This window comes from Candidatus Peregrinibacteria bacterium (genome assembly GCA_016699145.1).
Lineage (GTDB): Bacteria > Patescibacteriota > Gracilibacteria > UBA1369 > 2-02-FULL-48-14.
In genome coordinates this window covers 61,482-87,064 of sequence record CP064962.1, presented here as the reverse complement: position 1 = coordinate 87,064, position 25,583 = coordinate 61,482, and the positions used below count along the sequence as shown (strand labels likewise).

Genomic DNA, 25,583 nt, shown 5'->3' with positions numbered 1-25,583 from the left:
TGCGTGGAGGTTAATCTTTGAGCGGAGTTTCAATGATTTCGATGTCTGATTTTTCTTGATTCATTGTCCGAAGTTTGAGGAGCACTGTTTGAATGCTGAGCAGTGCCACTTCACGGATTTTTTCTTCAGAGAATTCCAGTCCGTGACGGTGGAAGTATTCCTCAAGTGAAAATTGGAGCAAGTCGAGGATGAGCGATTTGAGTTTTTGATCGGGAGTGAGCACCCCTTGCAAAGTTTTGCCAGGCATGAGCAGACCTGCTTTTAGAATGGCTTCACCCCAAGCATTGAGTTCTTTTTTTATGGAGTCAGGAATTAGAGCTTCCCCTGCAAATTGAGTCAGTTCAGCCGCATCGCTGTTTTTCTCAGTTGAGTCTTGGTTTGCGTCTTTTAAAAGTTCTTTTCCAATTCCGAATCTGAAATCAAGAGCATGGCAAGCACGAAAGCTCCTGGAACATTTTCTTGCAAAAGCTTGATGACCAAAAAAACGATGTCTGCTTTTTTGGGATCTTTCAACATTTTCATCAGCACTTTTGCGAGCTTGTCTTCTTGCTTTTTTTGGGCAGCCTGATGCGCTCCGATGGCGGCTGCGGCTTTTGCGCTTTCACGCATCATTTCCTGAAACGCTTCGCGCGATTCCGCACTACCCGGAGCTGTTCCTTGCGTGTCTAAACCGAAAAAGGACTCCAAAGACATTTACTTGAGTTTTTTAACGAAAAAGTTGTAAAGCCAAACCAAAACGTAGACCCCAATGAATCCATCTAAAAAGCCCCAGACCAGGCCAATAACGGCCCCTTTTGGAGACAATTCATACCAAGGATACACGTCTTCCAAGATATGCAAAAAGTTGCCCAAAAAGCCCGTTTGAGAGCCGATGAGTGTCATCACAAAAAGGCTGATCGCCCAAGCGACTCCCATCGAAAGGGCTGCAGCTAAAGGATTTAGAGTTGTTTTCATGGCGTGAAACGTTAAAAATCCCTCAAAGAATACTCATTTCCAGGAGGAAAAGCAATTATTTTGTGAGGATGCTCACCACCGTGTTGAATTTGCTGCGACGGTCGAATTTTTTAAGGCGTTTTTCAGCGTAAGACACCACTCCGTCGGTCAAAGCAAAGAGCGTAAAGTCGCGCCCCACTCCCACGTTTTCACCGGGGTGCCATTTTGTTCCTTTTTGACGAATCAAAACCGTGCCCGTTGTTACCGTTTCCCCTCCAAAACGCTTCACGCCGAGGCGCTTCGCGTTTGAATCGCGTCCATTTTTACTCGAACCTCCAGCTTTTTTGTGTGACATAGTAGGGAAAAAATAAGTTTCGCTTCAATAAGCGGGTGGATTTTAAGGGTATTTTGAGCGTTTTGCAAGCTGAAATTCGTGCTACACTGCTCCCATGTTTCAAGACGATCTTTTATCTTGGTTCAAAACAGAGCAAAGAAAGCTGCCTTGGCGGCTTCATTACGAGCCCTATCAGGTTTGGATCTCAGAAATCATGCTGCAGCAAACCCAGGTGGCGACCGTGCTCCCCTATTTTGACCGTTGGATGAAGGTTTTTCCAAACTTGGAAGCACTGGCGGCGGCCCCCGAAGAACAGGTGCTGAAACTGTGGGAAGGGCTGGGTTATTATTCCCGCGCTCGCAATTTGCAAAAAGCAGCGAGGCAGATTGTAGAAAAACACGGCGGTGTTTTTCCTTCGAATTTTGAGGTGGTTTTGTCCTTGCCCGGCATTGGACCTTACACCGCAGGAGCCATTTGCAGCATCGCCTTCAATCAAAATCAAGCGGCAGTGGATGGCAATGTGGTGCGTGTGCTCAGTCGTCTGGAAAATTTTAAAGGAGATGTGAAGAAAAACATGAACTTTTTTTGGACTCGAGCAGCAGAGTTATTGCCTCCGGGTCAGGCTAGGGATTTCAATCAAGGACTCATGGAACTCGGAGCCCTCATTTGTGCACCTAAAAATCCCAAATGCTCGAGCTGCCCGGTTCAGGCACATTGCAAGGCTTTTGAAGCCGGCACGGTAGTGAGTTTGCCAAACAAGGGTCCCGGGCCCAGCAAGGTGAAAATTCAAGTGGCGATTGCGATTTTAGAAAAAGAAGGCAAAGTTTTTGTGCAAAAACGGCATGAAAAAGGTCTGATGGGTGGGCTTTGGGAATTTCCAGGTGGAAAAGTGGAGCCCGGTGAGAGCATTGAAGAGGCCTTGCGACGTGAAGTTTTAGAAGAAACGGGCTTGAGTTTAGGTCCTTTGCGCTTCCTCATGAATCTGCAACACGCTTACACTCGCTATCAGGTGGATTTGCACTGTTATTTGGCTGAACCTCTTGGCGACCAGGTTCGCCTTACGGCCGCCAGCGAGTGGCGCTTTGTGCCTCCTCAGGAATTGAAAGATATGGCCTTTCCGGCGGCGAACGTGAAATTGATTGAACGTTATTTGGGACTGGGTCCCTTGAATTCCTGAGGTATTTGTGTTATCATCAACAGATTAAAACACAAATGAAAAAGATCTTTGCTATCGTCGTGATTTTGGGGCTATTGCTTTCCCTCTTTGTCCCTCCTGTTCGAGCTGATGAGGCGGAAGGCGTGAGTACACAAACTCTGACGGGCATTGTGGAACAAAACACTTTACTGCTGCAACTCAAGCAAAAAGTGGCTCAAATTCAATATCGCTACACCTTATTGGAGGAGAACTTGGAGACCGCTCAAAAAACATGGAGGAAGCCCTTGAATCCATCGCCAATTTGGAAAAAATTCTAGAGAATTTGGAGGAACAAATTGAAGACACGCAGCGTCAGATTTTAAACGTTAAAACTCAAGAAGAAGCCAAGAATATGGAGCTGCAAGATTTGCAAAATAAGGTTAAAAATTTGGAAATTCAAAGGGAAGAAGAAAAACAAATCGTAAAAGAGCTGATGATGCTCTTGTATATGAAACGCGATGTTTATTACAACAAAGAAGGGGTGAATCCAGTTAAGATTTTGGCCAGCCCCGACTCGGTTTCACAAACTTTGCAAGAAATCACTTATTTGAATGTCGTGGCCGGAGAAACCAAAAAACACATTGGAAATTTGACGGCACTCACCCAGGAATTGGGTGACCATTGGGAGGCCATCCGTCAAAAACAAAGTGAACTGAGTGAAAGTGAAGTGAAATTGATGGAAGAATTGGCCGCGCTTGAGGTGGAAAAAATGCATCAAAGTGAAATTTTGGATGAGACTCAGGCTGAAAAATCCATTTTGGAGGCCATGCTCGGCTCTGCGGATCAACGCGAAGGCGATTTGGAAAGTGAGATTCGCATTTATCAAAACAATATTGATCTGCTTGAGAAAAAACTTGCAGACTCCAATGCCTTGCTTTCGGAAGATCAAAAAGCTGTGATCGCTCAAATTCAAGCAGACATGGCAGCGGAATTCAGCGTGACCGATGCCTCCAACATATTGGATTTGGATTGGCCCACCCCCCCGGCGGGCGGTTTGACGGCTTTTTTTCATGATGGTGGGTATCAGGCTACGTTTGGAGTGGACCATTATGCGCTCGACATTCGATCCAAACAGGGGTCTTCCATTTTTGCTCCGGCAGAAGGAGTGGTTCAAAATGTGGTTTACGATCCAGAGTCCACGCGTTACGCCTATATTACGGTGGCTCATCGCATGGGAGTGGTCACTTTGTATGGACATATTTCTGCGCCGGCAGTGGCGATTGGCGATTATGTGACTCGAGGACAGTTGCTCGGGTACAGTGGCGGGAATCCGGGCAGCATGGGTGCCGGAGCGCGAACCACAGGACCTCACTTGCACTTTGAGGTGTGGCAGGATGGGGTGCGAGTGGACCCGCTGAAATATTTGCCTTTGGAGGAATTGGATCTTTCAAAGATTCCTGCGGATTACATGAATCAAGTTCAATCAGCCTTAGAATCTCAGATAAAGACCTTGATTAGGAATTGACTTGCCCCCTCCCTTTGTTTAGATTGTCACCGCACTTTTTAGTGCCCGCTTCGGCGGAACATGGTGGGGCGTCGCCAAGTGGTAAGGCAGCGGGTTTTGGTCCCGCCATTCGTGGGTTCGAATCCTACCGCCCCAGCCAAATAGGGCACTATTAGCACTCAATACCCATGCACCTAGGCAAAAGGGCAGGCGGATTTTGTGTGACTGGCCTCTCTGCTGAACTATTTGGAAGCCTTATAGGGTTCGCATCCCGTGAACCTCTGTGTGTTGGGCAGTATTGGCATTAGCTCTGCTGGTATTCGTTTATCAGTACTTTTGCGTAATTGTAGCCAAAAGACTCCATAATAATTTTGTTGAAAAGTAGAATTAGTGTGAAGGCTACCAGCATTACTGCAGAAACCTTAAAGGCGAAATCATTATGATTGATTTCATCGAAGAAAATTATATTCCATATTGAGCTTAGAACTCCAAGGATCGAGCCACCAAGCAAGTTTCTTACAAAACCATATTCAATATTGTGCTGTAAAACGAGCCTTCCATTTTTTACCTTCAATCTCACTTGCCCCATAGCCTCTACGATTTTCTTTCTGGCCAATTTTTCATTCCCAGCTTCTTCAGTTTTTCCCAGAAGTACTATACCAAAGTCATGCGTTATCTTTCTATGTAAGGCTTCTTTTAAACCGTCCGTAAGAAACTTGGTTGAGAATAGCATTAAATTGGTCGTAGGCATGTGCAATTCATCTTTAAATATCCTTTTTTCAAATAACTCCTTGGACGTGAAGCGATTAAGTTGAACCACGAAGTATATGGCGATTGCTGGTATTGAAACGTTGCTTACGACGAGCGAAACACCATTGAAGTCGTTGAGAAGGCCTGCGATGTAGGGGCTTAGATAAAAGTAGTTGAATACCACGATTGGTAGAATCGATATAACGGCCGGAAAGTAACGTGCTTTTAGGGAGTAGTTCATGGATTTTTATACTGATGCATATTCCCGAACGCCACCCTCTTTGAATCGAATCCAAATGTGTCCATCACTTCTGGTCGTTAGTACTTTTCGGCTCGAGCCCCTGTTAAAAGCAACACCGTCACCAAGGACTCGATTTGAATAACGTTGGACCATTCCTTCCTGAGTACCGTGCATAATTTTTTTGTCAGATAAAATTATGCATTCTGGAGAACAATGTTCGAAAATTTCCTCAGCATAACCATTTTCCCGACCATGGTGGGCCGCAACATAAATATCGGTTTTTTGGAGCCATTCCTTGACTTCTCTATCCATTAAGATTTTTTCCCACGCTGGCACTTCCAGATCACCAGAAATACATATCGTGCTTCCTCCATATTCCACAAAAACAACCTGGCTAAGATGATTCGTGTTGATTTCTGCGCCGGGGAAATCTTTTTTCTCAAGAGAAAAAGTGCTGATTTTATAGGGTGGCACGTGATTTTCTGCGCTTCCCGTGTAGGTTCGCTTCAAATGGCACACTTTTTCTAGTGCCTCTGTTTTCTCCGGTTTAATTTTCTCCAGCTCATCTTCGTGAATATTCTTGGGCAGTCTTACCGTCCAGATATTTGTCTTTTCCAGAAGGTATGGCAATCCAGAAAAATGATCATGATCGTAATTGGTAAGGGTCAAATTTCCTAAAGTGTGTACGTTTTCATTCAAATGGATCAAATTTGCCTCAAGCAAAAAATCTAGTGGGTGAAAATCCTGTGTATGTCCGCAGTCAACAAACATTCCATACTCAGGATTATTTCTTGGGTAAAAGAAAATGCTTTGCCCCAGTTCAACGTTGAAAATAATTACATCAAGCATGGAGCGATTTTAGCACTCCCGTTTATTGATTGCTAGTAATTGTGCTGGATGTCACCTTTTATTAGAAAAAGCTTTCCATTTACGCACCTTAACAGATCTCTTTTTTCCTCAGCTGTGCCATTTTTAAGGATATAAGCGATGTAGTCTTGTGTTGTTAATGGATTGGTCATAGCATCGCCGGAAATTTTCCTTAAATCATTGAGCTTCTCTACCTCTCTTTCAACTCTGGAGCTAAGCCGAAAGTGATCTGCGCGGAGTTGATCAACAAGTTTTGCAATGGATTCGATCAGGTTTTCTTCACGAATGTATTTTTCTCTGCATCTTCCTCTACCGCCATATTTATTGCATTTGTAGTAAGTGTAATGTTTACCGAAACGATTGACCCTTTCTTCGCCAGTTATTCCAGATCCGCAAGTTCCACATTTGAACAGTTTACTGAAATAAAATTCTTTCCTTCCCCATTTACCTTTGGGAGTCGTTTGCAGTCTTTTGTTTGCTTCAACGAAGTCTTCCTTTGTGATGAGTGGAGTATGAGAACCTTTGTACCAATTCCCACTGCCTCTCGGAAATTCAAACTCACCATAATAAAATGCCTCTTTAAAGACTCGATAGGTTGCGCTTAAGGCCATCGTTTTCCCACTGCTTGTTCGAAATCCTTCATCTGATAGAAATTCATTCACTTGTCTTCCGCTAAAGTCATTTTTAATCACGTATTGAAACATCTTTTTCACAAAAGGAGCCCTCTCTTCGTCTACGATGATTTTACTTGATTCCCTGAAGTTCGTACTTCGGATTAGTTTATAGCCTATTGGAACCCCACCAGGTCTTGTTCCACGCTCACACTTTGCTCTAAGGCCTCTTTTTACATTGATTCCACGATTATCATTTTCTAGTTTTGCCTGGCTACAGAGGATCATCAGTAAGAACTTTTCGTTGGGGTTATTCGTGAAAGTCTGCCCAAAAGTTCTGATTTGTCTTAGAAAGCCACGGTCCATTAAATCTACCAAAGAACCGAGGTCACCCGCATTTCTACTTAATCGATCTGGCTGCCAGGTTAGTATTGCATTGAATTCCTGCATCTCAAGCCCCTTGATCAACTCGTTAAAAGCTCGACGTTCTCCAGATCCTTTAGCTGACTTACTTTCTCTTTTAATGTCGACAATTTTAATGTTTTCTCTTCTAGCTAAGGTCTCCATCTCAGTAATTTGTGAATCGATCGACAAGGCCTGTCTTTCATCTGACTCCGAGGATTTACGGGCGTAAAGACAGTATTTTAGATCTACCAAGTTGTCTGTCATATCTTATATGGGTTAAGGTCTGCCCACATAGATGACACAATGGATCGTGATAGCTAGAGCTAGTGGTTTAAGCATAAATCTGCTACACATATGATTGCCTAAAAAATATGATTACTCTACCCAGTCAAGCAGAGGTTGCCGCATTTGAGATTGCTTCCATCCTTCAAAATCGAAAGGAAGGCCGTATTTATGCTTCAGATTTTCCTGGTGGAGGTGGCAAGTATATAAGTGTTGTATTTGATGAAGGAACTGATCCCTACGATGTAAAGCTTCAAGTCTCCAAAAGGGTCGAGCTTCGTCTGACTTATATTTTTAATGACGAGAAAATTACAGGGGTCCAGTTGACTAAAGCTACTGGGAAGACTGTTGAGAAAATGAACTTTTCTACGATGGGTTTCGAAAATATTTTAGCTCTACTTCAAATTTTCAGTGGACTCGATTTAAAATCAATCGCAGATAAATCTCTCATTCTTGATGCAAGCATCATACAGGATGAGGCGGCGCTCAAGATGCACCTTAAGACAATACTAGCGGACACTAAGGGGCAAAGGATTTTAGCTGAACTTGCCACAAACAGCTCTGTCCAAGAAGGGGATGTTACCAACATTGCCCATAAACGGTCTGCGCTTGATACTTTTAAAGGGCTTCTTACAGATGATGTTTTCTTTGAGGCAAAGAAAACTGAGTGGGGAAAATCAAAAGATGAAGATGTTTGGCAGCATTTTTTCGAAGAAAATAAGTGGATATTTGGCTATGGTTTAGAATATGTCTTTAATGCTCCGATAGAAAAAGGCAAATTTGAGCAGGTGCTAAGAGGTGCAGATTTTAATGATCCTGGAAAGAGACCCGATGGGATATTGAAAACATTGGGACTTATTAATTTTCTAAATATTGTTGAAATTAAGACTCATAAAACTCCTCTTTTGGAAGAGAAGATGTATAGGACTAGCAGAGTATGGGCACCAAGTTCTGAACTTATCGGCGCAGTGTCACAGTGTCACCAGTATGTGAGAATATCTGAAAATCATTTAGGTGAGATCGTTGATCTGAAAGATAAAGATGGCAATCTTATTGGACAGCAAGTTTTTCAATTTAAGCCAAAATCCTTTCTCATTATAGGCACAACTGAGAAGGACTTCTTAGATGCAGGTGGGAAGGTTTTAAATCCAGATAAATTATCTTGTTTCGAGCATTTTAGGAAAAACCTGTCCTCACCTGAGATCATCACATTTGATCAACTCTACCAAAGGGCAAAAAACATCATTGAGCTTAACTCTTAGAGTTATCTTTAACAGATTAATATTGACTTTCTTTTTTAGTTGTACCTGCTACACTTCTCCTGTCGCTCTACAACACATTTTTTCAGCTCCTACCGCGAGGCTTGTTGCTCGTCAAACCCAGATATTGGGCAATGACGGGTACCTAGCCAATATCGGCTACTCCTCGCGGAGCAAGTGTTGTTGGGCGACCTAGGTGCCCTTTTTTGTTTCCTAACCCCAAATCCTATGGCACAGGTCTATAAATATCTTAAGAAAGGCTTCCTAGCCGTTCTTATGACGGCTCTTTTTATCCCTAACACATCAGCCTCTAGTTTTGAGGATGTCGCTTCCAGCAACACCAATTACGTTGCCATCGAATACCTCGTCAGCATTGGGACTTTAGAAGGCTATTCAGACGGCAGCTTTAAGCCAAATCAAACTATAAATAGAGCGGAACTTATGAAGGTTTTGGTCTCAGGACAAGGAATAGAACCAGATGCAAACATCTACAAGAACTGTTTCCCAGATGTCACCACTGATTGGTACGCAAAGTACGTTTGCTATGCCCATGAAGAAGGGTGGGTGGATGGCTATCCTGACGGAAACTTTGCACCTTCTAGTACGGTGAATAAAGTAGAAGCCATCAAAATGCTGGTGAATGCTTTGGGCTTAAGTTCCATGCTTCCCACTACTGTTTCTTCGACCCTATTTAGCGACACCGACAGCTCCGCTTGGTACGCTCCTTACGTCTATGTTGCAAAGGACTTAAACCTACTTGAAACGACCAGTGGAAACTTCAGTCCTTCAGGAGAGATGGATCGTAGCGGAGTGGCAGAAAACATTTATCGTACCTTGGTGGTACAAGAAATGGCTGTAAGTGAATTTAGCGAAGCTGCTCAAACTAACTTCCTGACAGTGAAAGGCCTCACTTCTTTGATTGAGACTGAAGAAACAGCCCCAGAAGAAACTGACACACCTGAGGAACCTGTTGTTCAAGAGCCAGTCATTTCTATTGAAGATATCACTTTCTCTGGTTCTGACTCTGAGGTAACTGGATCTTTTGACCTCGAAGAAGGCCTGGCTGTTGTCACTCTCACTTATAATGGAGATAGCAATTTTATCGTTCATCTCCTTTCTACTACTGAAGATACAACAGAGTATCTCTCAAATGAGATTGGCGATTACGAAGGTGTGACTGCCGTCTCTATAGAAGAAGCTGGGGAATATGTTTTGGAAGTTGATGGAGATGACGGTTCATGGACAGTCAAAATTGAACAGCCGCGAGACACTTCAAATGCCGAATATACCAAAGAGTTCAGTGGTGAGGGGTCAACCGTCACCGACTTTATTAAGATAGAAGAAGGTCTTTCCGTTTTTAATTTCACTCACGACGGAAATTCCAATTTCATCGTTCATTTGCTTGATGAAAGTGGCGAGACCGTTAGCTATCTTACCAATGAGATCGGGGAGACAGAAGGCTCTGTAGCAGAATATGTGGATGAGCGTACTTATGTCCTTCATGTTGAAGCGGATGGAGAATGGACATTTGATTGGGACCAAGTCGACTTCAATGACAGCACCTCCACTTCAGAATTCAGCGGAGAAGGGAATGCTGCCACTCAAGTCTTCCATATTTCGACTGCTGGCCTTAAAACATTCAATTTGAGCCACTCTGGAGATAGCAACTTCATTGTTCATCTCTTAGATTCTGATGGGGATACCGTAGCTTACCTTGCCAATGAGATTGGTGATTTTGACGGAGACACCGCCGAATATCTAGATGCAGGAGATTACATTATGAATGTGGATGCCGATGGGGACTGGGAAATCACGATAGACTAAGTCTCTACCTTAAAAGCGGGCTGGATACCCAGCCCGCTTTTTTAAGCTTTCTCATCGTACCAGACCTCTCTGGTGCCACCATAATCATCTGTGTATTCCACATGATCTCGATATACAAGTTTAGATGAGCCATCCATATTCCAGAATCCAAACAGTAAATTTGATTTTTCTTGTTCCTGAGATACAAATGAAATAAGCATCGTTAGTGCATCCACTAAATCATCATGTCTCTCTAATCCAAAATTGAGTAACTGTTGAATTAAACGCTCGCAACCTTGCTCAGGAAATAGTATTTGCCCTCTTTCAAAGAGATAGGAAACCAAAGTGAGGCGGGAGCTTTTATCTCCTTTTGGAGTAACGCCTTCAACGATGCACCCTCTTCCTTTCAAAGTCTCTATTGCTGCTTTTTGATAGGCTACGTCTTCAACTATCAGCGTGGATTTATGGTTGTCGTGAAGGCCTTTAGCAGTGTTGATTGTTTCTTCAAACGTTAATCTTAAATTGATTGGATTCGGTAGAACGTAAATGATCATTTCTTCGCCATAGCCATGCACCTGTGCCGTCACCATTGCCGTGCAGTCTGCCCTGTCGTGCTGAGAAATAGCCAAATCTACTGAAGTATAAAGTTTTCTGAATTTACTTTTTCTACCGCTTTTCTCAGGAAGTTCTGGATAAGTATGAATCCACTCTGGGAAGATGATCCGATCCGTACTTGTCACAATGTTAAGCATGTATTCCCGCTGCCATGAGGACTCTTTTCCGCTTCGCGTCTTTTCATCTTGAATGCTTTCTTGGTTTGGAAATTTCCCAGGCCATAGACATTTATTAGCCTCATCAAGTAAGGGATAAGCACGAAACTCGCCATTGAAATCCTTATTCACGATTCGTTTCCTTAAACGCATGATGAACGAGTCTTCATGTAGAAGGTTCCCAATCACCACAAGTCGTGTCTTTGGGGTACCAGATGGGATGATTTCACTGGTAATCACTTCATCCACCTTGTCTCTGCTTTCTAAGGTTTTTGTGGAACTTAGATCTTCTACGTCATCGCATATGATGAGGTCTGGTCTATACGCCCCATGTCGAATGCCTCGGATACTTTGATCTACCGAAACGGCAGTGATCCTTGCTCCTAAATTTGGAATTTCTAATGTGTACGCACTCCATTCGTTTTCAATCTCTTTGAAGGGTCCCAAGTCTTTTCTTAGCAATTCGTTGCTCTCAAGTTCCTGCTTTATATTCTTTAAATGTCTCTTCGCTTGGTCTTGGGTCAGGCCCACAATAATCACGTGTTTGCACTGGGGTTTGCCTAAGATGGACCACAGGGGAAGGCTCGTATTCATGATGGTGGACTTACCCGATCCTCGAAAGGCTACAACGACGATGTTTTTCACCTTTGGATCTTCTGTCAGTGCGAACATCTCTTTTTGAAAATCTGCCGTGGCATGTTCGATATAATGGCTGAAATAGACATGGAAAAACATGAAGTGACTTTCAAACGTCATAGCTCTTCGTAGCTTCCTATCTTTAATTATTGTTTTGAGATTTTTTGGAACGTGATTTTTTGTCATATTTATAGTGTTTAGAGTTGTAATAGCCTCCGTGACCGAGGGCAGCTTTTATCTGCGCTTCTTCCTCCGCAGAAAGTTTGTTCTGATTTTCTAATTTCCCTGAGACCTCAACTTTCGTTTTGTAATCTGGATGGTTGTTTTTGAGCCAGAAGATAATCCCAGTCATGTTCCCGTCCCTCACTGCCTTCATGAGTTGTGATTCGGCAATGTCGTTGACGATCTTTTTTCCCGCAGATAAAGCTTCATCTGCCTCGTCGGCGAAGTTTTCACCTTCTTTTCTCCAGCGGTAATAAGTGGCTCTGGCTATGCCAGTTTTCTCACAAGCAACTTGTACAATTGGAGTTTTCTTTAGATGCTCCAAAAGAGTCTGCTTATTTTCTGCCGTCTTTAAGGTGATTGAATCTTTCATAGATGAGGGGCTAATTTTATCGCTTTCGAACCTGTCATTTTTTCAAAACGATCGATAATGACTTTGCAATAATCTGGTTCGATCTCAATTCCGATACATCTTCTTTTTGTCTGCTCGCAGGCTATAAGCGTTGACCCACTTCCTAAGAAGGGATCGTAAACGGTGTCTCCTCTCGTGGTGCTATTTAAAACAAGCCGTCGCAACAAAGAGACTGGTTTCATCGTTGGATGAAGATCATTCTTAAGCGGCTTTGGTGCGACTAAAACTGTCTTATCTCTTCCTTTTAATGCTTCATGAGTTCCAAGCCAACCATAGGCAATGAGTTCATGCTGTGGGTTGTAGTCCAATCTTCCGATCACCGCTCCCGTTTTCACCCAAATAAGGAGCTGTGACATCTTGAACCCCTGACTTTTAATCCCTTCTCGGAGGCTAAACAGCATCCGGTCACTGTTGAAAATGTAGTAAGAATTTTTAGCCTCCAAATAGGGCTTTATGGCCTCGAGCCAATGGCTTGAGAAATTGGAATAATCTTCTTCGGATTGGAGATGGTCATTTTGTATCACCTTATGCTCTTGCTTTGACTTCTCCATTCTTCCTTCGACATAGGCGACACCATAAGGTGGGTCTGTAAGGAGGAGTCTTACGGTTTTTCCTTTGAGAAGAGTCTCTACATCTGACTTTTTTGTTGAGTCACCACATAGCAAGGTGTGTTCTCCGAGCTGGAAGAGATCACCCTTTTTAATTGAGTTTTTTTGCGGTTTGTCCTGTGAGTTTTTCATAGCGTTTGATGATTAATGAGCAAAAGAGGGGGTCTAGCTCTACTAGAAAGCAGCTGCGTTTGAGTTGTTCTGCTGCGATGAGGGTTGAGCCTGATCCGCCAAAGAGTTCTAAGATAAAATCTCCTGGCTTTGTGCACCGTCTAATAGCTTTTTCATAAAGAGTCGGTGGTTTTGCCGTTGGATGTTCATACGCGTTTGAGGGGAGGCGTTTTTCGAGCCAGACACTCATCATGTCTAAAACATCTCCATGGAGTTTATTTCCTGTACCCACCTCCTTGTTCATCACTTCGTTGAAGGCTGTGTGGTACTGGGATAGGAATGGGTCTCCTCGAATGCCGTAGATACAAGGTTCAAAGACTTTATGAAAAGCCACCTGTGGAGTGCTCATTTGATTGTTCTTCAGCCAGATGCAAACTCTCTTGTTTCCTATTTCTAGTTTTTGATAAACCCTTTGGATCAAGCCGATGTACCTTTCGTCCGACCAACAAAAGAAGTGGGCATCAAGAAGAGTGTGGTCTTTCGCATTGCTTAGGCAGTTTTCTAAAAACTCTTCATATTGAGTATCTGTTTTATCGTCATCCACTTTGGTTCCGCCATACTTTCCTTTGGTCCCTATGCCTTTGTTGTAATCCAGTCCGATATTGTATGGAGGATCCGCTGTGACGAACCCCACCTTTCTTCCTTCAAGAAGCTTGTCTAACGTTTCTTTGTTTGTGGAGTCTCCACAAATCAATCTATGGCTTCCAAGCTCCCAGAGGTCACCATCCTGAACGAAAGGCGTAATATTCTTGAGTTCCTCATCTACATTAAAGTTGTCGTCTTCCGTTTCTATCACGTCGTCCCATATGTGTTGGAGATCTGAATCATCAAATCCAACATCCAATAAGAGTGAGATATCGAAATTCCGTAGTAACTCCATATCCCAGGCTCCTTGATTCCTATTGAGTCGAAGGTTGAGTTCCCGCTCTCTTTCCTCCTCTGTGATCTTAATAAAGACCACAGGCACTTCTTTGTAGCCCAATTCCTTGGCTATTTTCAGTCTGAAATGACCTCCGATCACGATGTTGCGTCTCTCGGTGGCGGAATTAACGAGTATTGGATCTATGAGTCCAAATCTTTTTATACTGTCCGTAAGATCTGCTTCTGCCTTTTTGTCCCATCTACGGGGATTGTAAGGGGCAGGGTTGAGGGCCTCTACGTCTATGTGAACGATTTCTAACGGTATTTTTTTCTGCATAGTAAAAATTAAGACATTTTGAACCTACATCTGTCTTAATTCCTGATCTAAGAAACAAGTGACCTACACTTGTTTCTTACGTTTTTTTCTTTCCAATGAGAGGAGTTTTCCGACTGTGCCTACATCTATATCTGTTCCCAATACAGTCTTAATGAGTTCTGCAATTTCTTTTAGAGGCTTATCCTGATTTTCCCAAACTAAGTTGGCTCTTTTTTTTGTTAATGTCATTTTTTGGCGGCTTTTCCCTATAAAAGAATCTTCGTTCTCATACTTTTCTTGTAGAGGCTTAATCTCAGTGGTAAAAATCCGTTCGATGTAATCCAAAATGTCTCTCTTCGAGGCATATGGACTAATCAACAACCCTACTGGATAGGCGATGATTAAATCCTCCGTCAAATCTTGTCCTAAGGAATCTTTTCTTGTTGATATGTCTGTGACATAACACAGGTTATGAGAGTTTGGCTCTTGTGATAAGAATATCTTATTAAAAAACAAGTATTGTTCGATCACAAATTTCCAGTCTTTATTGGGGATTTGTTGGTTTTCACAGAATTCTTTTATAACAGTTTGAACTTCTCTATGTTCAACACTCCACATTTCACTTATCCATTCTTTTGGAGGTGTAGTCCAAGTACTACCTTTAATTAAGAATCCATTTGGCGGAATTTTGTATTTCTCTCTTAATCCCAAGATAAACTCTTGGAATTCTTCTTTCTTCGTGAAATCCTCGAAGGAATTTAATAATTTCCGAAAACTTTGCGATTTGTAAAAAGCCTTTGTATTACGGTCTATATGGAATTGATCTAAGTGCGATGGATATGACATGGGCTATTTATTGATCAATTTTGAACGGGGCCAACTTGAAGTCACCTACTGACCTGAGGGCCCTACATTTTTTAGCGACCTCGTCTAACAGAGTATTCCAAGCATTACCAAGTGTATTGGCTGAATGTAAATATTCCCTCAAACTTTCTTCGCTCAACAGAGAAAGAGTTTCAGATTTTTCCGTCTTTCCGTTCACAACCACTCTCCTTAATTTGTATCCATGTACAATCTTATTCCTCATGCCCCCGATCTCTCTTAAAGAATCCTTGATAAGTTCCAGCGACTCTATGTTTTCCCCCTTAGCGAAGAAGAAGTTCGTAAAAAAGCTTACTTTTTTACCTACATACATTTCTTCTTCCTTTGAATCCCATTGCTTAAATAAATCTGGATTTTTGAACTCAAATTCCATTTCCATTATTTGCCTCATATTTTGATGGAGAAAACACTCAATATAAATTTGAAGGAAAATTAATGTAAAAATCAACATTTCACTCCTACCATCTCTTTCATAAGCCTCCTTGTATTTCAGAAATTCATTTAAATAAATAATCGAGCTTATCTCAGTTGTGATTTTTATACTTTCCTGTATCTGAATGACTTCCGTTAAGCCTATTTTCATAATAAATAGTTTATATACCGAAGGTGCGGGTAGTTTTTCTGGGCTCTGATTCTGTGACTTCAAATGAATGCTCTTTTTTTAGGAATTCATATAAATTGGCTAAATTTACTAATGCTCTAAACACCAAGCCGAGACTTTTATGGAAGCCAACTTCAAGCATATGGGGCATTTGTTTTATTATTTCTCTTTTATCAGAATCTGCTTTCACATATTTGCCATACATATACAAAGTAAACGTGTTTAGTTCTTTATGTTTGTAATTTTCCTTCAAAATCTTTTCAGATTTTAAGAGTTGGCTTTCATGTTTTTCTTTCTGCGCATCGGGTTCAATTCCAATAAGGTCCCGTAAGATTTTTATGATCTTTGAGTAGTGATCGTCCGTCAGGAGAAAGGGACGAATTTTAGAACAGATGTGACTCGTCGATTCCTCGTTAGGAAGCTCACTTTTTATCACCGTATTAGTCAATATCTCTTCGGTCATAGATATATGACGATGTTCTTCGTTGTATTTTGAGGCAGCAGCTTCTTTCATAACTTCTACGAATGTTTCCATTCGTATGTGTTCATCCTTGCTGATTTTGATTTTGGTCACGTTTTTATGGTAATCCTGCTAAAATATACCACGGTTTGTTCACGCCTATGACCAAACACACCAAAAACAAGGACAAGGACAGGTTCAATGTGACGGTTACTTTTTGCGAAGACGAGAAAGAATGTCAGGAGGCTTATGAAAAAACTATTAGTGCTGTTTTAGGGCTAAATTTATTTCATTAACTTTTAACCTCTATGAAATTATCTGATGAAGCTGTCCGTGAATTTCAGGAAATTTATAAAAAGGAGTACGGAAAAGAAATTTCTCATGCTGAAGCTTACGAGTCTGGAAGTAGGCTTTTAGGCCTTTTTGAAGTTCTACTCAAAGGGGCTCAGGTAGAGCGTGCTAGAAAACTGAGGCTGAAAGATGAGCCTAAAGGCTTCCATATCAATGGTGGCCCATATACTTGTTTCATCTGCGGTCAATATGTGAGCGACGAAGAGACTTGGTACGATAAATATGGAATCAAGTGCTTGGTCTGCCAGCGTGCTGTGGAGAAGCGGGTAGTGCCTGGGAAAATCTGTCAGGACAAAGACTCGTGGTACTCAATGTGGGAACTGGATCACTACTTCAAGATTAAACATCAAACTGTGCGGAAGCTCATCCGACAAGGCAAGTTGAAAGCCAGAGTCATCACATCTCAAGGCGACGCCGCTTACTGTTTTGTTTTTCTCATCAAGGAGAACCCAATCCTAGGCTCAAAACCGAAGTCCATCTTGGTCAAACATGAAAACGGTTTTTTCAGTACTCGTCAGGAGGAAAGAACTATTCAGTTTGATTAGAGATTCATTCTCAATCGTGCCGAAATTGTAGCCAACTCATCAGGATTTTTATTTGACGTTGTGGTACTTAGAATGGGCTACATCTCCATTTATAGTTTTCGATACTTGCGAGAAAGATGTTCAGTAGGAGGAAGCTCCAAGCTGCTAAATAGAAATCGATCTTGATCCCAAGGATTAAACCCAGCCCAATAAAGATAAAAATGAAGCCATCGTACATGGGGTTGTTCAGAAAACTGTAAAGTGAGCCTGTGATTTTTGTAGCTTTTTCAGGCAAGAAAAACCTAATGCCCATGGCTTGATGGCGTCCAAGGAGTATTCTTGATTTTACGCTTAAATACAGGCCTGCTATTAGCGTAATCAATCCAATTACTCTCATCCATGAAGGGTAAACGCTGTGAAGTGCCGTCCATTGAAATAGTAAAATCCAGATTAGTAAGACTACCCACAAAGAGCCGTTTATAAGAGAGTGGATCTGCCATAGTTTCTCCCGCTTTTTATAAGAGTAGTTCTGTTGAGATTTTGCCAAGAGCAAGGCAGCCCCGTGACTTATCGTCACTAAGGCGGAAAAACTAATAGTGGAATGATTTGATTCATCTTGTATTTAAAATGAAAGGACTTTGTCGCTTTCTTTCACCAATTCATATAAATCTTTCATCGTTGACATCGGACACAGGTCAGAACCTTCCGAGTCGCGGGATTTCAAACAAGTGCCGCAAGCAAAAATTTGCCCCTTGTGGTCGACAAAAGATTTTGCTAGTTCTTTGATGTTAAACTTTTCGCCATCAAGCGATTCGTATTCGACTCCTTTTGCCAGTAGGAAAACCTTAACGTCATCCCCTTCCTTAAGTGAAAAATTTGCGAAACGGAAGGCGTTCCAGATCGTTTCGTCGTCGTTTGAATAAATTACGATTCCTAGTTTCATATTTTGAGGTTAATGATACAGTTTTTTGATCATGGGCCAGAAATGTCCCAGAAGAAAAATACCCAGCCCGATCACAAATACTATTGTTAATTTTCCGCTCGCTTCTCCCGACACTAAAAGCACTATCATAGGAACAGCGCACATTAGCATCATCCAGTCCATATGGTTACCATGTGTTTCGTTGTGTTTGTGCATAAAATAAAAGTTATAGGCTCTCCTTAAATAAGCTCTCCTTTTTTCTCCAACATCATGTGGTGAATCGTTGCAATCTGAGCCCAAATTGCAATCAGGATAAGAATGGCCGTACAAGCTAAAGCGTCTGCTTTTGTAATTCCGAACACAAGGTTATCAGCTCCACCGAGGATGGCAGCGGCAAAGCTGAGTACCCCGGTGAGTCCCACTAAAACACTGATGATATGTAGTAATTTTGAGAATTTCATATTTTTAGGATTAAAGAATTAAAGTGAGGAAACCTTGAATTCCAGCATCATGCCACTTTCAAGATGCTCGGGGATGTGACAGTGAAGCATCCAGTCGCCCGGATTGCTCATTTCCACCAGAAGGTCGACCGTACTTCCAGCTGGGATAAGAGTGGTGTCTTTCCAAACTAAATTGCCTGAAGGCTCACCGTCGGTGGATAAGATAAGAAATCGTTGCCCATGAATGTGCACAGGGTGCTGCATGGGGTGCATCGTGTCGTCCGGATTTGAGACACGAATTTTTACAAGGTCACCTTGTTTGAAATTCCAGTCATCGATGTTTTCGTTTGTTTTTTCGGTCTCCTCATCCATGAGCTGCCACTCCAATGTGTCTGTGTTGGACGTGCTGTTCATCATGCTCATCGTATCCTCCCATTCGATGGGCTCACCGTCGCTCATGCTCATCATGGAGTCTTCCATCATTCCCCCTCCGTGCATGGAGTGCATGCCTCCCATACTTTTCATGTCTAAATCAATGGTTAAAAATTTATCTGGTTCATTGGAGAAGCTATCTCGGTAGGGATCAATGCTTGCGATAGTGCTTTGATGAGTCTTGAGTGTATTGAAATCAGCTGCATAAGACTCCGTGACTTCTTCGTCGGAAACAAGAAACTTGCCCATGGTATAGTTTTTTTCAGGAGTTTTGTGCACGATCGAAAACTCGCCTGAGTCTGCAAATAAAACTTCTACAATTGCACGTTCGGAAGGCCCAAGCAAAACTTCGTCAGTCCATTCATCGCGCTCGTAGAGTCCATTGTCGGCTCCGACCAATTTCACCTGTGCGCCTGGAATACTCAAGTTGAAAACGCGTGTGTTTGCCGTGTTGGTGATGTAAAAACGCAGTACCTCTCCTTTGTTAACGTTTAAGTTGTAGTCGGTGCTTCCGTTGACGAGCATCGTGTTTCCAAAACGTCCCATGAGGGTATGAGTGACTTCTTGAAGTGAATAAGGGACGATTGAGTCGTCGTCGATAAGAATATCATCCACGATAAGCGTCTCTTCTCGGTTGACTGGAGACCATTCGTCTTTAGGGCCAGACACCACGATATAATTTCCATAAAGACCCATGTCTTGTGCGTAATCCTCTCTCAAATGGGGGTGATACCAAAATACTCCAGCATCATCGAAACGCATTTCATAAGTGAAGCTTTCTCCAGTTTGAATGGGTTCCTGAGTCACATCGGGGACACCGTCAAAAGCATTGTCGAGACGTACGCCATGTGAGTGAAGCGTGGTTTCAATATCGGTGTTGTTTGTGAAGTTGACGGTTATGGTCGAGCCTTGCTGAACTTTGAGGGTTGGTCCAGGAATGGAGCCGTTGTAGGCGAGCATTTTATAAACGGAACCGTCGATTTCCTTTTCTACAAAAGAGGCTTCGAGATTGTAAGTGTCTCCATCTGCTAGTTCTACGATGGATGTACTTGAAGCCAGGGGCAGTTCGGTGACTACTTCGTCCTCTGTTTTATTGGTACTCGTTTGACAAGCGGTGAGCAGGGAAATACCGAGAAGGGCGATGAAAAGCGGTAATTTTTTCATAGAGTTAAAAAGGGTTAATAGATTTTCTCCCATGTGAGTCCGCTATCCTCACTTTTGTAAATTTGGTTGTTTTCATCGATGGCATAAACCGTCTCAGGATTGCTTGCTGAAAAGGCGATAAAATAAAGAACCGCATTGGGCGCGCCCGCTAGTGAGGCCCAGGTTTTCCCACCATCACTACTTGAGGCTAGACCTAAGGTGTCTGAAAAGCTTAGCATTTGAGCCCCATCTTTTGGATTTTGCGACAAAGAAATGACTACGCTGGATTTGAGTTGACCGGAAAGTTCGTTCCAATTTTCACCGCCATCCGTGCTCACCCAAATCCCTTGCTGAGTACTTACGTAGACCGTTTTTGCATCAACCACGTCTGCTACAAGCGCGATGATTTTTTCTGGTTGATTATTCAGGAGCGTCCACGATGTCCCTCCATCCGTACTTTTTTGTATTTGCCCACTGAATAATCCATAAACTGTGTTTGAATCAATAGGACTCACGGTCATGGTATGAAAATCAACCGGTCCATTTATTCCGTCTGATATTTTTTGCCAAGTTTCTCCACCATCCATTGTTTTTTGAAAACCAATGTTTCCTCCGTAAGAGGGATGACCGCTGATGTAGAAAGTTGTTGGGTCCTTTGCGTCAATGGTGAAGCCCATGAGATCATTCGTGGTTTCTCCAATTCGATACAAATCTTTTTCGTCTTGGAGTAGAAGTAGTCCTTCATGGGTAGCGATATATACTTTATTAGAGTCTTCGAGATCCACCGCTATACCGTGGGGATGGGAAATGGAGTCAACTGGGGTCAGTGAAACGGATGGTTCACTTATATCCCTTTCCCACACGCTGACGCCGTTTGGGGCTTCACCAATGTCGATGGTCTTAATTACTTGATCGGTTTTAGTGTCAATGATGGAGAGGTCTCCACTCACAATGTTCGTGATGTATGCTTCGGAGCCATCGGAGGAAAGAGCCACGCCATGAGGTCCTTCTCCTGCGATGATGGTGGCAACTACTTCCTTAGATTCTAGGTCGATTTTGTAAACTTTATCGCTTGTAGGCTGGTCAAAGTAGTAACCTTGGTCTGCCACATAAGCATAGCGAGAATCGGGAGTTGGGTAGACTTGAACAGGCCCCTTGGCATCAGGAAGGAGAACCGTGCTCGTTTCTTTTGTTTCTACATTATAGATTCCCAATTGTTTGGTGGAGTACAAGGAAGCAAAGGCGTATTTGCCGTCCGGAGTGATTCCGGTTTGTACCACGGCGTCTCCAAAATCAACGATTTCAAACGCTTCGGTTTCTAAATTTAGAATGCCCATGCCTTTGGCACCCATTAAAGCAAGGTAAGCTAAGTCGCCTTGTGGATCTATCCGCAGGCCATGTGGCTCTGCATCTTCAGGCAGTTCAATTGTTTTTTCAAACGTATAGGTTTGTGCATTCACTACAAAAACTTTATTTGCTTCTTGTGCGTTGGCGTAGGCCCATGCACTGTTGGGGCTTAAGACTACGTGAGCCAGATGAAGGTCAGCACCCAAATCTATTTGCTGAATGATTTCGTCCGTTTTTGTAGATATAACTATAAGTTGGTCTTCTGTTCCAAGAGCGTCGTCGTTGCCATGCATTTCAGCTTCGTCTTCTTCCATTGCATTGACCGTCACCCAAACCGTTTCTCCATCTGGAGAAACTTGAACATTGTGGGGCATTCCTGAGAGTTCAATTCTTGTTGTCACCAGGCCAGATACAGGATCCACTACCGCTACTTGATTATCATTCTCTACGGCAACGTAGATTTTTTTGTCTAGTGAGCTTTCTTCTTGTGGCTCGTCTAAAGGTTTTGTTTGGCAAGCACTCAAAAATAGAGCGGTGCCAAGAAGGAGTGAAAGTGTTTTTTTCATAATGAAAAGTTAGATTTTTGAATTTTCAAGGTTCATGCTTCTTGAGTTTAACGGTGTGAAGAAGTATATATTTCTATAAGTTCTTTGATGGCTTTTTCTTGCTGTTTTTTATCTTGCATTTGATGTTTAACGTGCGAATTCAAATGATTTTCGAGCAGAAGTTTGTCCAGGCTTTTAAGAGAGCTTTGTATGGAATGAGACTGATGGAGGAGTTCCGTGCAATATTCTTCGCTTTCTATACTCCTCAGTAAGGCCTCAAATTGACCCATGAGAATTTTTACACGATGTATCGATCTTTTTTTAATAGTTTGATTGATCATAGGAAGTGGTTAATAGCCAATACCCCTATACCCTATTGCGTGTATCACCGTCAAGTACGCACGTTTCGCAAAAATTCAACTGCTTGTCGAGTAATGTTAAAGCCATGAACATTAGTACTAGGCTGAGTATTTTAAATGCTAGGTTGTAGGTTGTGAGAAATCCTAGACCCACGGCAAAGCCGAAAACAGATATCACTGGAATGGTGCAAAGCGTACAAAAGACTGTGAAGAAACCAAGCAAGAATCCAAATCCCATTACAGACCCAGTCTTTACGTTTTTGATCATGGATTTCCTTTTTAAATAGAGGCGAAATAATCCAGATATTATCAAAGCTGTCAAAAAACTGAGGAGGGCGGAAAAAATAAGATTTTGAAGAGTGAGTGACCCTCCCACGAGACAGGCTGGAGTGCTGCCAACCCCTGGTAAAAGCCTCATTACTAGATAGTAAGAATAAAAAATAATCGCTGCTAAAGTTATGGTATACAGCCACTGCAATGGTTCTTCATGAATTTTTTGTAGGCCTTTCATTATTCAAATTTTACGAGAATATTTTGCTTGTCTTGAATGATGATTTGACTTGGATCTGTGTAACTTTTACCATCCACTTCAAAACTCACTTGGCCAGGGGTGCCAGTGTTTTCACAGATGTCACCGTTTTTATATTCTTCTAGGTTTGCGCTCGTAATACTCAAACCTGCATTTTTAAAGAACTGAACTAAGGTGATGTCTTCTTCACTTAAAACGAGTCCTTCGACGTGAACTTGATCATCATCGTGACCATGGATGATGCTGTGACTTCCTGAATCGCTCAAATTCAAAGTTTCTCCGCATGCTTCATAGGAAATCGGAGCATGCCAATGAACTTCGGCACCTGTGACCGGATTTGTAACCTTTTGAAAACTTCTTACTATGCCAAAAATAATGAGAAAGATGACGATTCCGATGGTTCCATAAACAAGCGTATCCTGGACCCACCGTTTTTGAAAAAATGATGACATGAAATTTGGATTAAATTTTTAGAGGCTTTGCAACGTTAATGACTTCAATGAAAGTTTTTTATAAACTGCAAAACTTATAAGCACTATTCCTAGCGCTCCGACAAAAGGCCGGATAGGTTCAAAGTAGGTGAGCAAGAGTCCGGAACCAAAGAGTAATAAAAGCAACTTATTACAAACAGGACACGCGAAGCCCAGGAACCCAAACACACCTCCGAATCCTGCTTTTTTAAGCGCACAAGCAGGTGCATTTATCCCCCAAAAAAGCCCCATCAGCATGGACTCCAGACCTAGGAAGACATAATCAAACCAATACAAAGGAGTCATGCGTTGGAAAAATGGATTTTCATAAACTGCAGTCACTGCACCCAGCACAAGGAAGACTGCCGCTGAAATTAGGATGATTTTCACGAGCTCTTTGTTTGTCATGTTCATTTTAAAAGATCGTTAAGTACTTGCTCAAAAGTTTCGTAAGGATAGGCTCCCACCATGATTTGCCCATTAATGACAAAGCTTGGAGTCCCGTTCATTCCTGCCGCTCTGCCTGCTGCAGAGTCTGCCGCAATTTCGTCATAGTACTTTTCCCCCTCTTGGCATTCCCTAAAAGCATCTTCATCTAGACTCAGCTCCTTTGCGTAGGAGTAGATACTCTCTTCTGGAATTTGAACGGTTCCGTATCCCAGCTTATTTTCGCCCTCGAAAATAAGGTCGTGGTATGCAAAGTAAATTTCATCCCCACCCTGTTCTCGCGCACACTCTGCCGCGTTGGCTGCGGGCAGTGCGTCCGTGTGACCTAAAGAAGTCAGCGGCATGTCTCGATAAACAAATTTCACCAAACCTTTGTCGATATAATTTTCCTTTATTAAAGGCAGCGTTTCATCAAAAAAGCTCCTACAAAAAGGGCATTGATAATCTGAAAATTCTATCATTGTAATTGGGGCATCTTCTGATCCTATGAAAGGATCATTATCAGCATCCGGTGGATTCTCCACTTGTGCAAGCGAAGGTGCTTGAGCTTGATTTGTAGTTTGGGCAACTTCAATCACTTGTCCGTTTCCCAATTGCTGCCCGAGCAAAACACCAATCCCAACTAAAACGGGGACTGTTAACAGCGGTAAGATTTTTGAAAACTGGTTTTTACTTTTTTTCATCATAAAAGGCGTTAAATTTAAAGAGAGTAGAAGTCAAAAACTTCACTCCCTTTGAACTACGCCTTTTGAGAAACGAGCCAGTGAAAGTGCTAATGGAGGTGACTCGGAAAACTTTTCTCTGAATGTTTTTGAGAGAAGTATTAAACCTGTGAACAAATAAACAGGAACCCAAGCGAGAACTATTTGTGGAGTAAGATTATTTGGCAATAACTTTGTTATTGATGGGCTGTGCAGTGAGTCACAACAATTTTGCTCGAACGAGGTAGAATCCTCCAAGGCTTGGCTGTGCATTCCCTCCATGGATTTGACACAGAAAAATGAACCAAAGAGTCCGATAAGAAGGAATAGTAGAATTTTTTGTGTCATTTTTTTCACCTGTTTATTCTAGCTTTTTTTGGTTTTAAAGCAATTTCAATAAGTAGCGTGATCTGCTATCATCCATTCAAAAATGGAAAAACATCACCACAGTACGGAAGGAAACATCAAAATCGCTTTTGGTATCAACATCCTGTTCACTTGCATCGAACTGGTGGGTGGGCTTTATACCAACAGTTTAGCCATCCTTTCGGACGCCATGCATGATTTTGGCGACAGCATTTCTCTCGGCACATCTTGGTATTTTGAAAGAGTCTCCAAGAAACCTCGGAGTGAGTCTTTTACCTATGGATATAAGCGTTTCTCTCTGATTGGAGCCTTCATCTCCAGCATTGTGCTCATTAGTGGCTCGCTGCTTATTCTTTCAGAAGCGGTTCCTCGTTTGCTCGCACCCGAACACACCGATGCTAAGGGTATGTTCATTTTGGCAGTCGTTGGAATACTGCTCAATGGTCTCACTGCTCTTCGATTAAGGTCAGGTAAGGGACTCACCGAAAAGGTTCTTACATGGCATATGATGGAGGATGTTTTGGGCTGGGTAGCGGTGTTGGTGACTAGCATCGTTATGAGCATTCAAGACACCCACATTCTTGATCCAATTCTTTCCATTTTAATCACGTTGTTTGTCCTTTCTAAAGTTTTAAAGAACCTCAAAAGCGTGGTAAAAGTTTTCCTGCAAGGAGTGCCAGATAACCTGAAAATCAAAGAGATTGAAAAGAGTCTGCTCGGTATTAAGGGTGTTTTGACTGTACACGATTCTCATGTATGGTCTTTGGATGGAGAGGAAAGCGTTCTAACCAGCCATCTCATAGTGGAAAATGCTCTTTCTGAAGAGCGTGTGTTTGAAGTTAAGTGCGACGCCAAACAATTACTCCTCCAATCTTATGGCATCCCTCATGCCACGCTGGAGCTTGAAAGGGGCAAGGAAGAATGTAACCTAGAAAAATGTTGAT

31 protein-coding genes and 1 tRNA gene are annotated in these 25,583 nt (G+C 42.4%); 8 read left to right on the top strand and 24 right to left on the bottom strand.

Annotated elements, in window-relative coordinates; genetic code table 11:
- Positions 1-10: 10 nt before the first annotated feature.
- From IPG41_00505 to rpmA, 4 genes are all read right to left on the bottom strand, one after another.
- Complete coding sequence (locus IPG41_00505; protein ID QQR55047.1) at positions 11-247, bottom strand: hypothetical protein; 237 nt, start codon at positions 245-247, stop codon at positions 11-13.
- A 140-nt stretch (positions 248-387) separates the two neighbouring features.
- Positions 388-693 (bottom strand): hypothetical protein, encoded by a 306-nt coding sequence (locus IPG41_00500; protein ID QQR55046.1) that lies wholly within the window; start codon positions 691-693, stop codon positions 388-390.
- Positions 694-954, bottom strand: a complete 261-nt coding sequence (locus tag IPG41_00495) for a bacteriophage holin (GenBank protein ID QQR55045.1) — start codon at positions 952-954, stop codon at positions 694-696.
- 55 nt (positions 955-1,009) lie between these two features.
- Positions 1,010-1,288, bottom strand: a complete 279-nt coding sequence (rpmA, locus tag IPG41_00490; GenBank protein ID QQR55044.1) for a 50S ribosomal protein L27 — start codon at positions 1,286-1,288, stop codon at positions 1,010-1,012.
- A gap of 94 nt (positions 1,289-1,382) precedes the next feature.
- On the opposite strand from rpmA, the gene mutY reads away from it, so the two are divergent.
- The 4 genes from mutY to IPG41_00470 all read left to right on the top strand — a co-directional run bounded on the left by mutY (position 1,383) and on the right by IPG41_00470 (position 4,066).
- Positions 1,383-2,444, top strand: coding sequence for an A/G-specific adenine glycosylase (gene mutY / locus IPG41_00485; protein QQR55043.1), 1,062 nt, complete (start codon positions 1,383-1,385; stop codon positions 2,442-2,444).
- A gap of 35 nt (positions 2,445-2,479) precedes the next feature.
- Positions 2,480-2,740 (top strand): hypothetical protein, encoded by a 261-nt coding sequence (locus tag IPG41_00480; GenBank protein QQR55042.1) that lies wholly within the window; start codon positions 2,480-2,482, stop codon positions 2,738-2,740.
- The gene (locus tag IPG41_00475) at positions 2,695-3,927 is read left to right on the top strand and encodes a peptidoglycan DD-metalloendopeptidase family protein (protein QQR55041.1); all 1,233 of its coding nucleotides are present in this window, start codon (positions 2,695-2,697) and stop codon (positions 3,925-3,927) included. The genes IPG41_00480 and IPG41_00475 overlap by 46 nt, the downstream gene beginning before the upstream one ends.
- 64 nt (positions 3,928-3,991) lie before the next feature.
- Positions 3,992-4,066 (top strand) — tRNA-Gln (locus tag IPG41_00470).
- A gap of 144 nt (positions 4,067-4,210) precedes the next feature.
- Here IPG41_00470 and IPG41_00465 read toward each other — a convergent pair.
- Genes IPG41_00465 through IPG41_00455 form a run of 3 tightly spaced genes read right to left on the bottom strand, consistent with a single transcriptional unit; the run spans position 4,211 to position 7,044 of the window.
- Positions 4,211-4,897 carry a hypothetical protein gene (locus tag IPG41_00465; GenBank protein QQR55040.1) on the bottom strand — a complete coding sequence of 229 codons (687 nt, stop codon included), beginning with the start codon at positions 4,895-4,897 and terminating at the stop codon, positions 4,211-4,213.
- A gap of 6 nt (positions 4,898-4,903) precedes the next feature.
- Positions 4,904-5,746 carry a hypothetical protein gene (locus IPG41_00460; GenBank protein ID QQR55039.1) on the bottom strand — a complete coding sequence of 281 codons (843 nt, stop codon included), beginning with the start codon at positions 5,744-5,746 and terminating at the stop codon, positions 4,904-4,906.
- Between the two features lie 32 nt (positions 5,747-5,778).
- Positions 5,779-7,044: a recombinase family protein gene (locus tag IPG41_00455; protein QQR55038.1), complete on the bottom strand. Its 1,266-nt coding sequence runs from the start codon at positions 7,042-7,044 to the stop codon at positions 5,779-5,781.
- A gap of 107 nt (positions 7,045-7,151) precedes the next feature.
- Between IPG41_00455 and IPG41_00450 the strand changes: the two genes are divergently transcribed.
- On the top strand, positions 7,152-8,324 hold the full coding sequence (locus IPG41_00450) for a DUF4263 domain-containing protein (GenBank protein QQR55037.1): 1,173 nt from the start codon (positions 7,152-7,154) through the stop codon (positions 8,322-8,324).
- A gap of 225 nt (positions 8,325-8,549) precedes the next feature.
- A complete protein-coding gene (locus IPG41_00445; protein QQR55036.1) occupies positions 8,550-10,145 on the top strand; it encodes an S-layer homology domain-containing protein in 1,596 nt (531 codons plus the stop codon).
- A gap of 41 nt (positions 10,146-10,186) precedes the next feature.
- On the opposite strand, the gene terL is transcribed toward IPG41_00445, so the two are convergent.
- From terL to IPG41_00410, 7 genes are all read right to left on the bottom strand, one after another.
- Positions 10,187-11,716, bottom strand: coding sequence for a phage terminase large subunit (terL, locus tag IPG41_00440; protein ID QQR55035.1), 1,530 nt, complete (start codon positions 11,714-11,716; stop codon positions 10,187-10,189).
- Entirely contained in the window at positions 11,673-12,125 is a 453-nt protein-coding gene (locus IPG41_00435; protein QQR55034.1) for a hypothetical protein, read from the bottom strand. Before IPG41_00435 ends, terL begins: the two co-directional genes overlap by 44 nt.
- Positions 12,122-12,904: a site-specific DNA-methyltransferase gene (locus IPG41_00430; protein QQR55033.1), complete on the bottom strand. Its 783-nt coding sequence runs from the start codon at positions 12,902-12,904 to the stop codon at positions 12,122-12,124. Before IPG41_00430 ends, IPG41_00435 begins: the two co-directional genes overlap by 4 nt.
- Positions 12,864-14,141 carry a DNA modification methylase gene (locus IPG41_00425; GenBank protein QQR55032.1) on the bottom strand — a complete coding sequence of 426 codons (1,278 nt, stop codon included), beginning with the start codon at positions 14,139-14,141 and terminating at the stop codon, positions 12,864-12,866. The genes IPG41_00430 and IPG41_00425 overlap by 41 nt, the downstream gene beginning before the upstream one ends.
- A gap of 63 nt (positions 14,142-14,204) precedes the next feature.
- A complete protein-coding gene (locus IPG41_00420; GenBank protein ID QQR55031.1) occupies positions 14,205-14,966 on the bottom strand; it encodes a hypothetical protein in 762 nt (253 codons plus the stop codon).
- A gap of 7 nt (positions 14,967-14,973) precedes the next feature.
- A complete protein-coding gene (locus tag IPG41_00415; GenBank protein ID QQR55030.1) occupies positions 14,974-15,585 on the bottom strand; it encodes a hypothetical protein in 612 nt (203 codons plus the stop codon).
- A 10-nt stretch (positions 15,586-15,595) separates the two neighbouring features.
- The gene (locus IPG41_00410) at positions 15,596-16,177 is read right to left on the bottom strand and encodes a hypothetical protein (GenBank protein QQR55029.1); all 582 of its coding nucleotides are present in this window, start codon (positions 16,175-16,177) and stop codon (positions 15,596-15,598) included.
- 194 nt (positions 16,178-16,371) lie between these two features.
- On the opposite strand from IPG41_00410, the gene IPG41_00405 reads away from it, so the two are divergent.
- A complete protein-coding gene (locus IPG41_00405) occupies positions 16,372-16,959 on the top strand; it encodes a hypothetical protein (GenBank protein ID QQR55028.1) in 588 nt (195 codons plus the stop codon).
- 67 nt (positions 16,960-17,026) lie between these two features.
- Here the strand turns inward: IPG41_00405 and IPG41_00400 are convergent, their stop codons facing one another.
- From IPG41_00400 to IPG41_00355, 10 genes are all read right to left on the bottom strand, one after another.
- Entirely contained in the window at positions 17,027-17,335 is a 309-nt protein-coding gene (locus tag IPG41_00400) for a hypothetical protein (GenBank protein QQR55027.1), read from the bottom strand.
- A 225-nt stretch (positions 17,336-17,560) separates the two neighbouring features.
- Entirely contained in the window at positions 17,561-17,881 is a 321-nt protein-coding gene (locus tag IPG41_00395) for a DsrE family protein (GenBank protein QQR55026.1), read from the bottom strand.
- 218 nt (positions 17,882-18,099) lie between these two features.
- Complete coding sequence (locus IPG41_00390; GenBank protein ID QQR55025.1) at positions 18,100-18,321, bottom strand: hypothetical protein; 222 nt, start codon at positions 18,319-18,321, stop codon at positions 18,100-18,102.
- Positions 18,322-18,339: 18 nt separating this feature from the next.
- Positions 18,340-19,896 (bottom strand): multicopper oxidase family protein, encoded by a 1,557-nt coding sequence (locus IPG41_00385; protein QQR55024.1) that lies wholly within the window; start codon positions 19,894-19,896, stop codon positions 18,340-18,342.
- 14 nt (positions 19,897-19,910) lie between these two features.
- The gene (locus IPG41_00380) at positions 19,911-21,788 is read right to left on the bottom strand and encodes a hypothetical protein (GenBank protein ID QQR55023.1); all 1,878 of its coding nucleotides are present in this window, start codon (positions 21,786-21,788) and stop codon (positions 19,911-19,913) included.
- 47 nt (positions 21,789-21,835) lie between these two features.
- Positions 21,836-22,108 carry a metal-sensing transcriptional repressor gene (locus IPG41_00375; protein ID QQR55022.1) on the bottom strand — a complete coding sequence of 91 codons (273 nt, stop codon included), beginning with the start codon at positions 22,106-22,108 and terminating at the stop codon, positions 21,836-21,838.
- 25 nt (positions 22,109-22,133) lie between these two features.
- Positions 22,134-22,637 carry a hypothetical protein gene (locus IPG41_00370; GenBank protein QQR55021.1) on the bottom strand — a complete coding sequence of 168 codons (504 nt, stop codon included), beginning with the start codon at positions 22,635-22,637 and terminating at the stop codon, positions 22,134-22,136.
- A complete protein-coding gene (locus IPG41_00365; protein QQR55020.1) occupies positions 22,637-23,107 on the bottom strand; it encodes a hypothetical protein in 471 nt (156 codons plus the stop codon). Before IPG41_00365 ends, IPG41_00370 begins: the two co-directional genes overlap by 1 nt.
- 18 nt (positions 23,108-23,125) lie before the next feature.
- Positions 23,126-23,533, bottom strand: a complete 408-nt coding sequence (locus IPG41_00360) for a hypothetical protein (protein ID QQR55019.1) — start codon at positions 23,531-23,533, stop codon at positions 23,126-23,128.
- Positions 23,534-23,535: 2 nt separating this feature from the next.
- Positions 23,536-24,258 (bottom strand): DsbA family protein, encoded by a 723-nt coding sequence (locus IPG41_00355; protein ID QQR55018.1) that lies wholly within the window; start codon positions 24,256-24,258, stop codon positions 23,536-23,538.
- 445 nt (positions 24,259-24,703) lie between these two features.
- Between IPG41_00355 and IPG41_00350 the strand changes: the two genes are divergently transcribed.
- Positions 24,704-25,582: a cation transporter gene (locus tag IPG41_00350; protein QQR55017.1), complete on the top strand. Its 879-nt coding sequence runs from the start codon at positions 24,704-24,706 to the stop codon at positions 25,580-25,582.
- Position 25,583 lies beyond the last annotated feature (1 nt).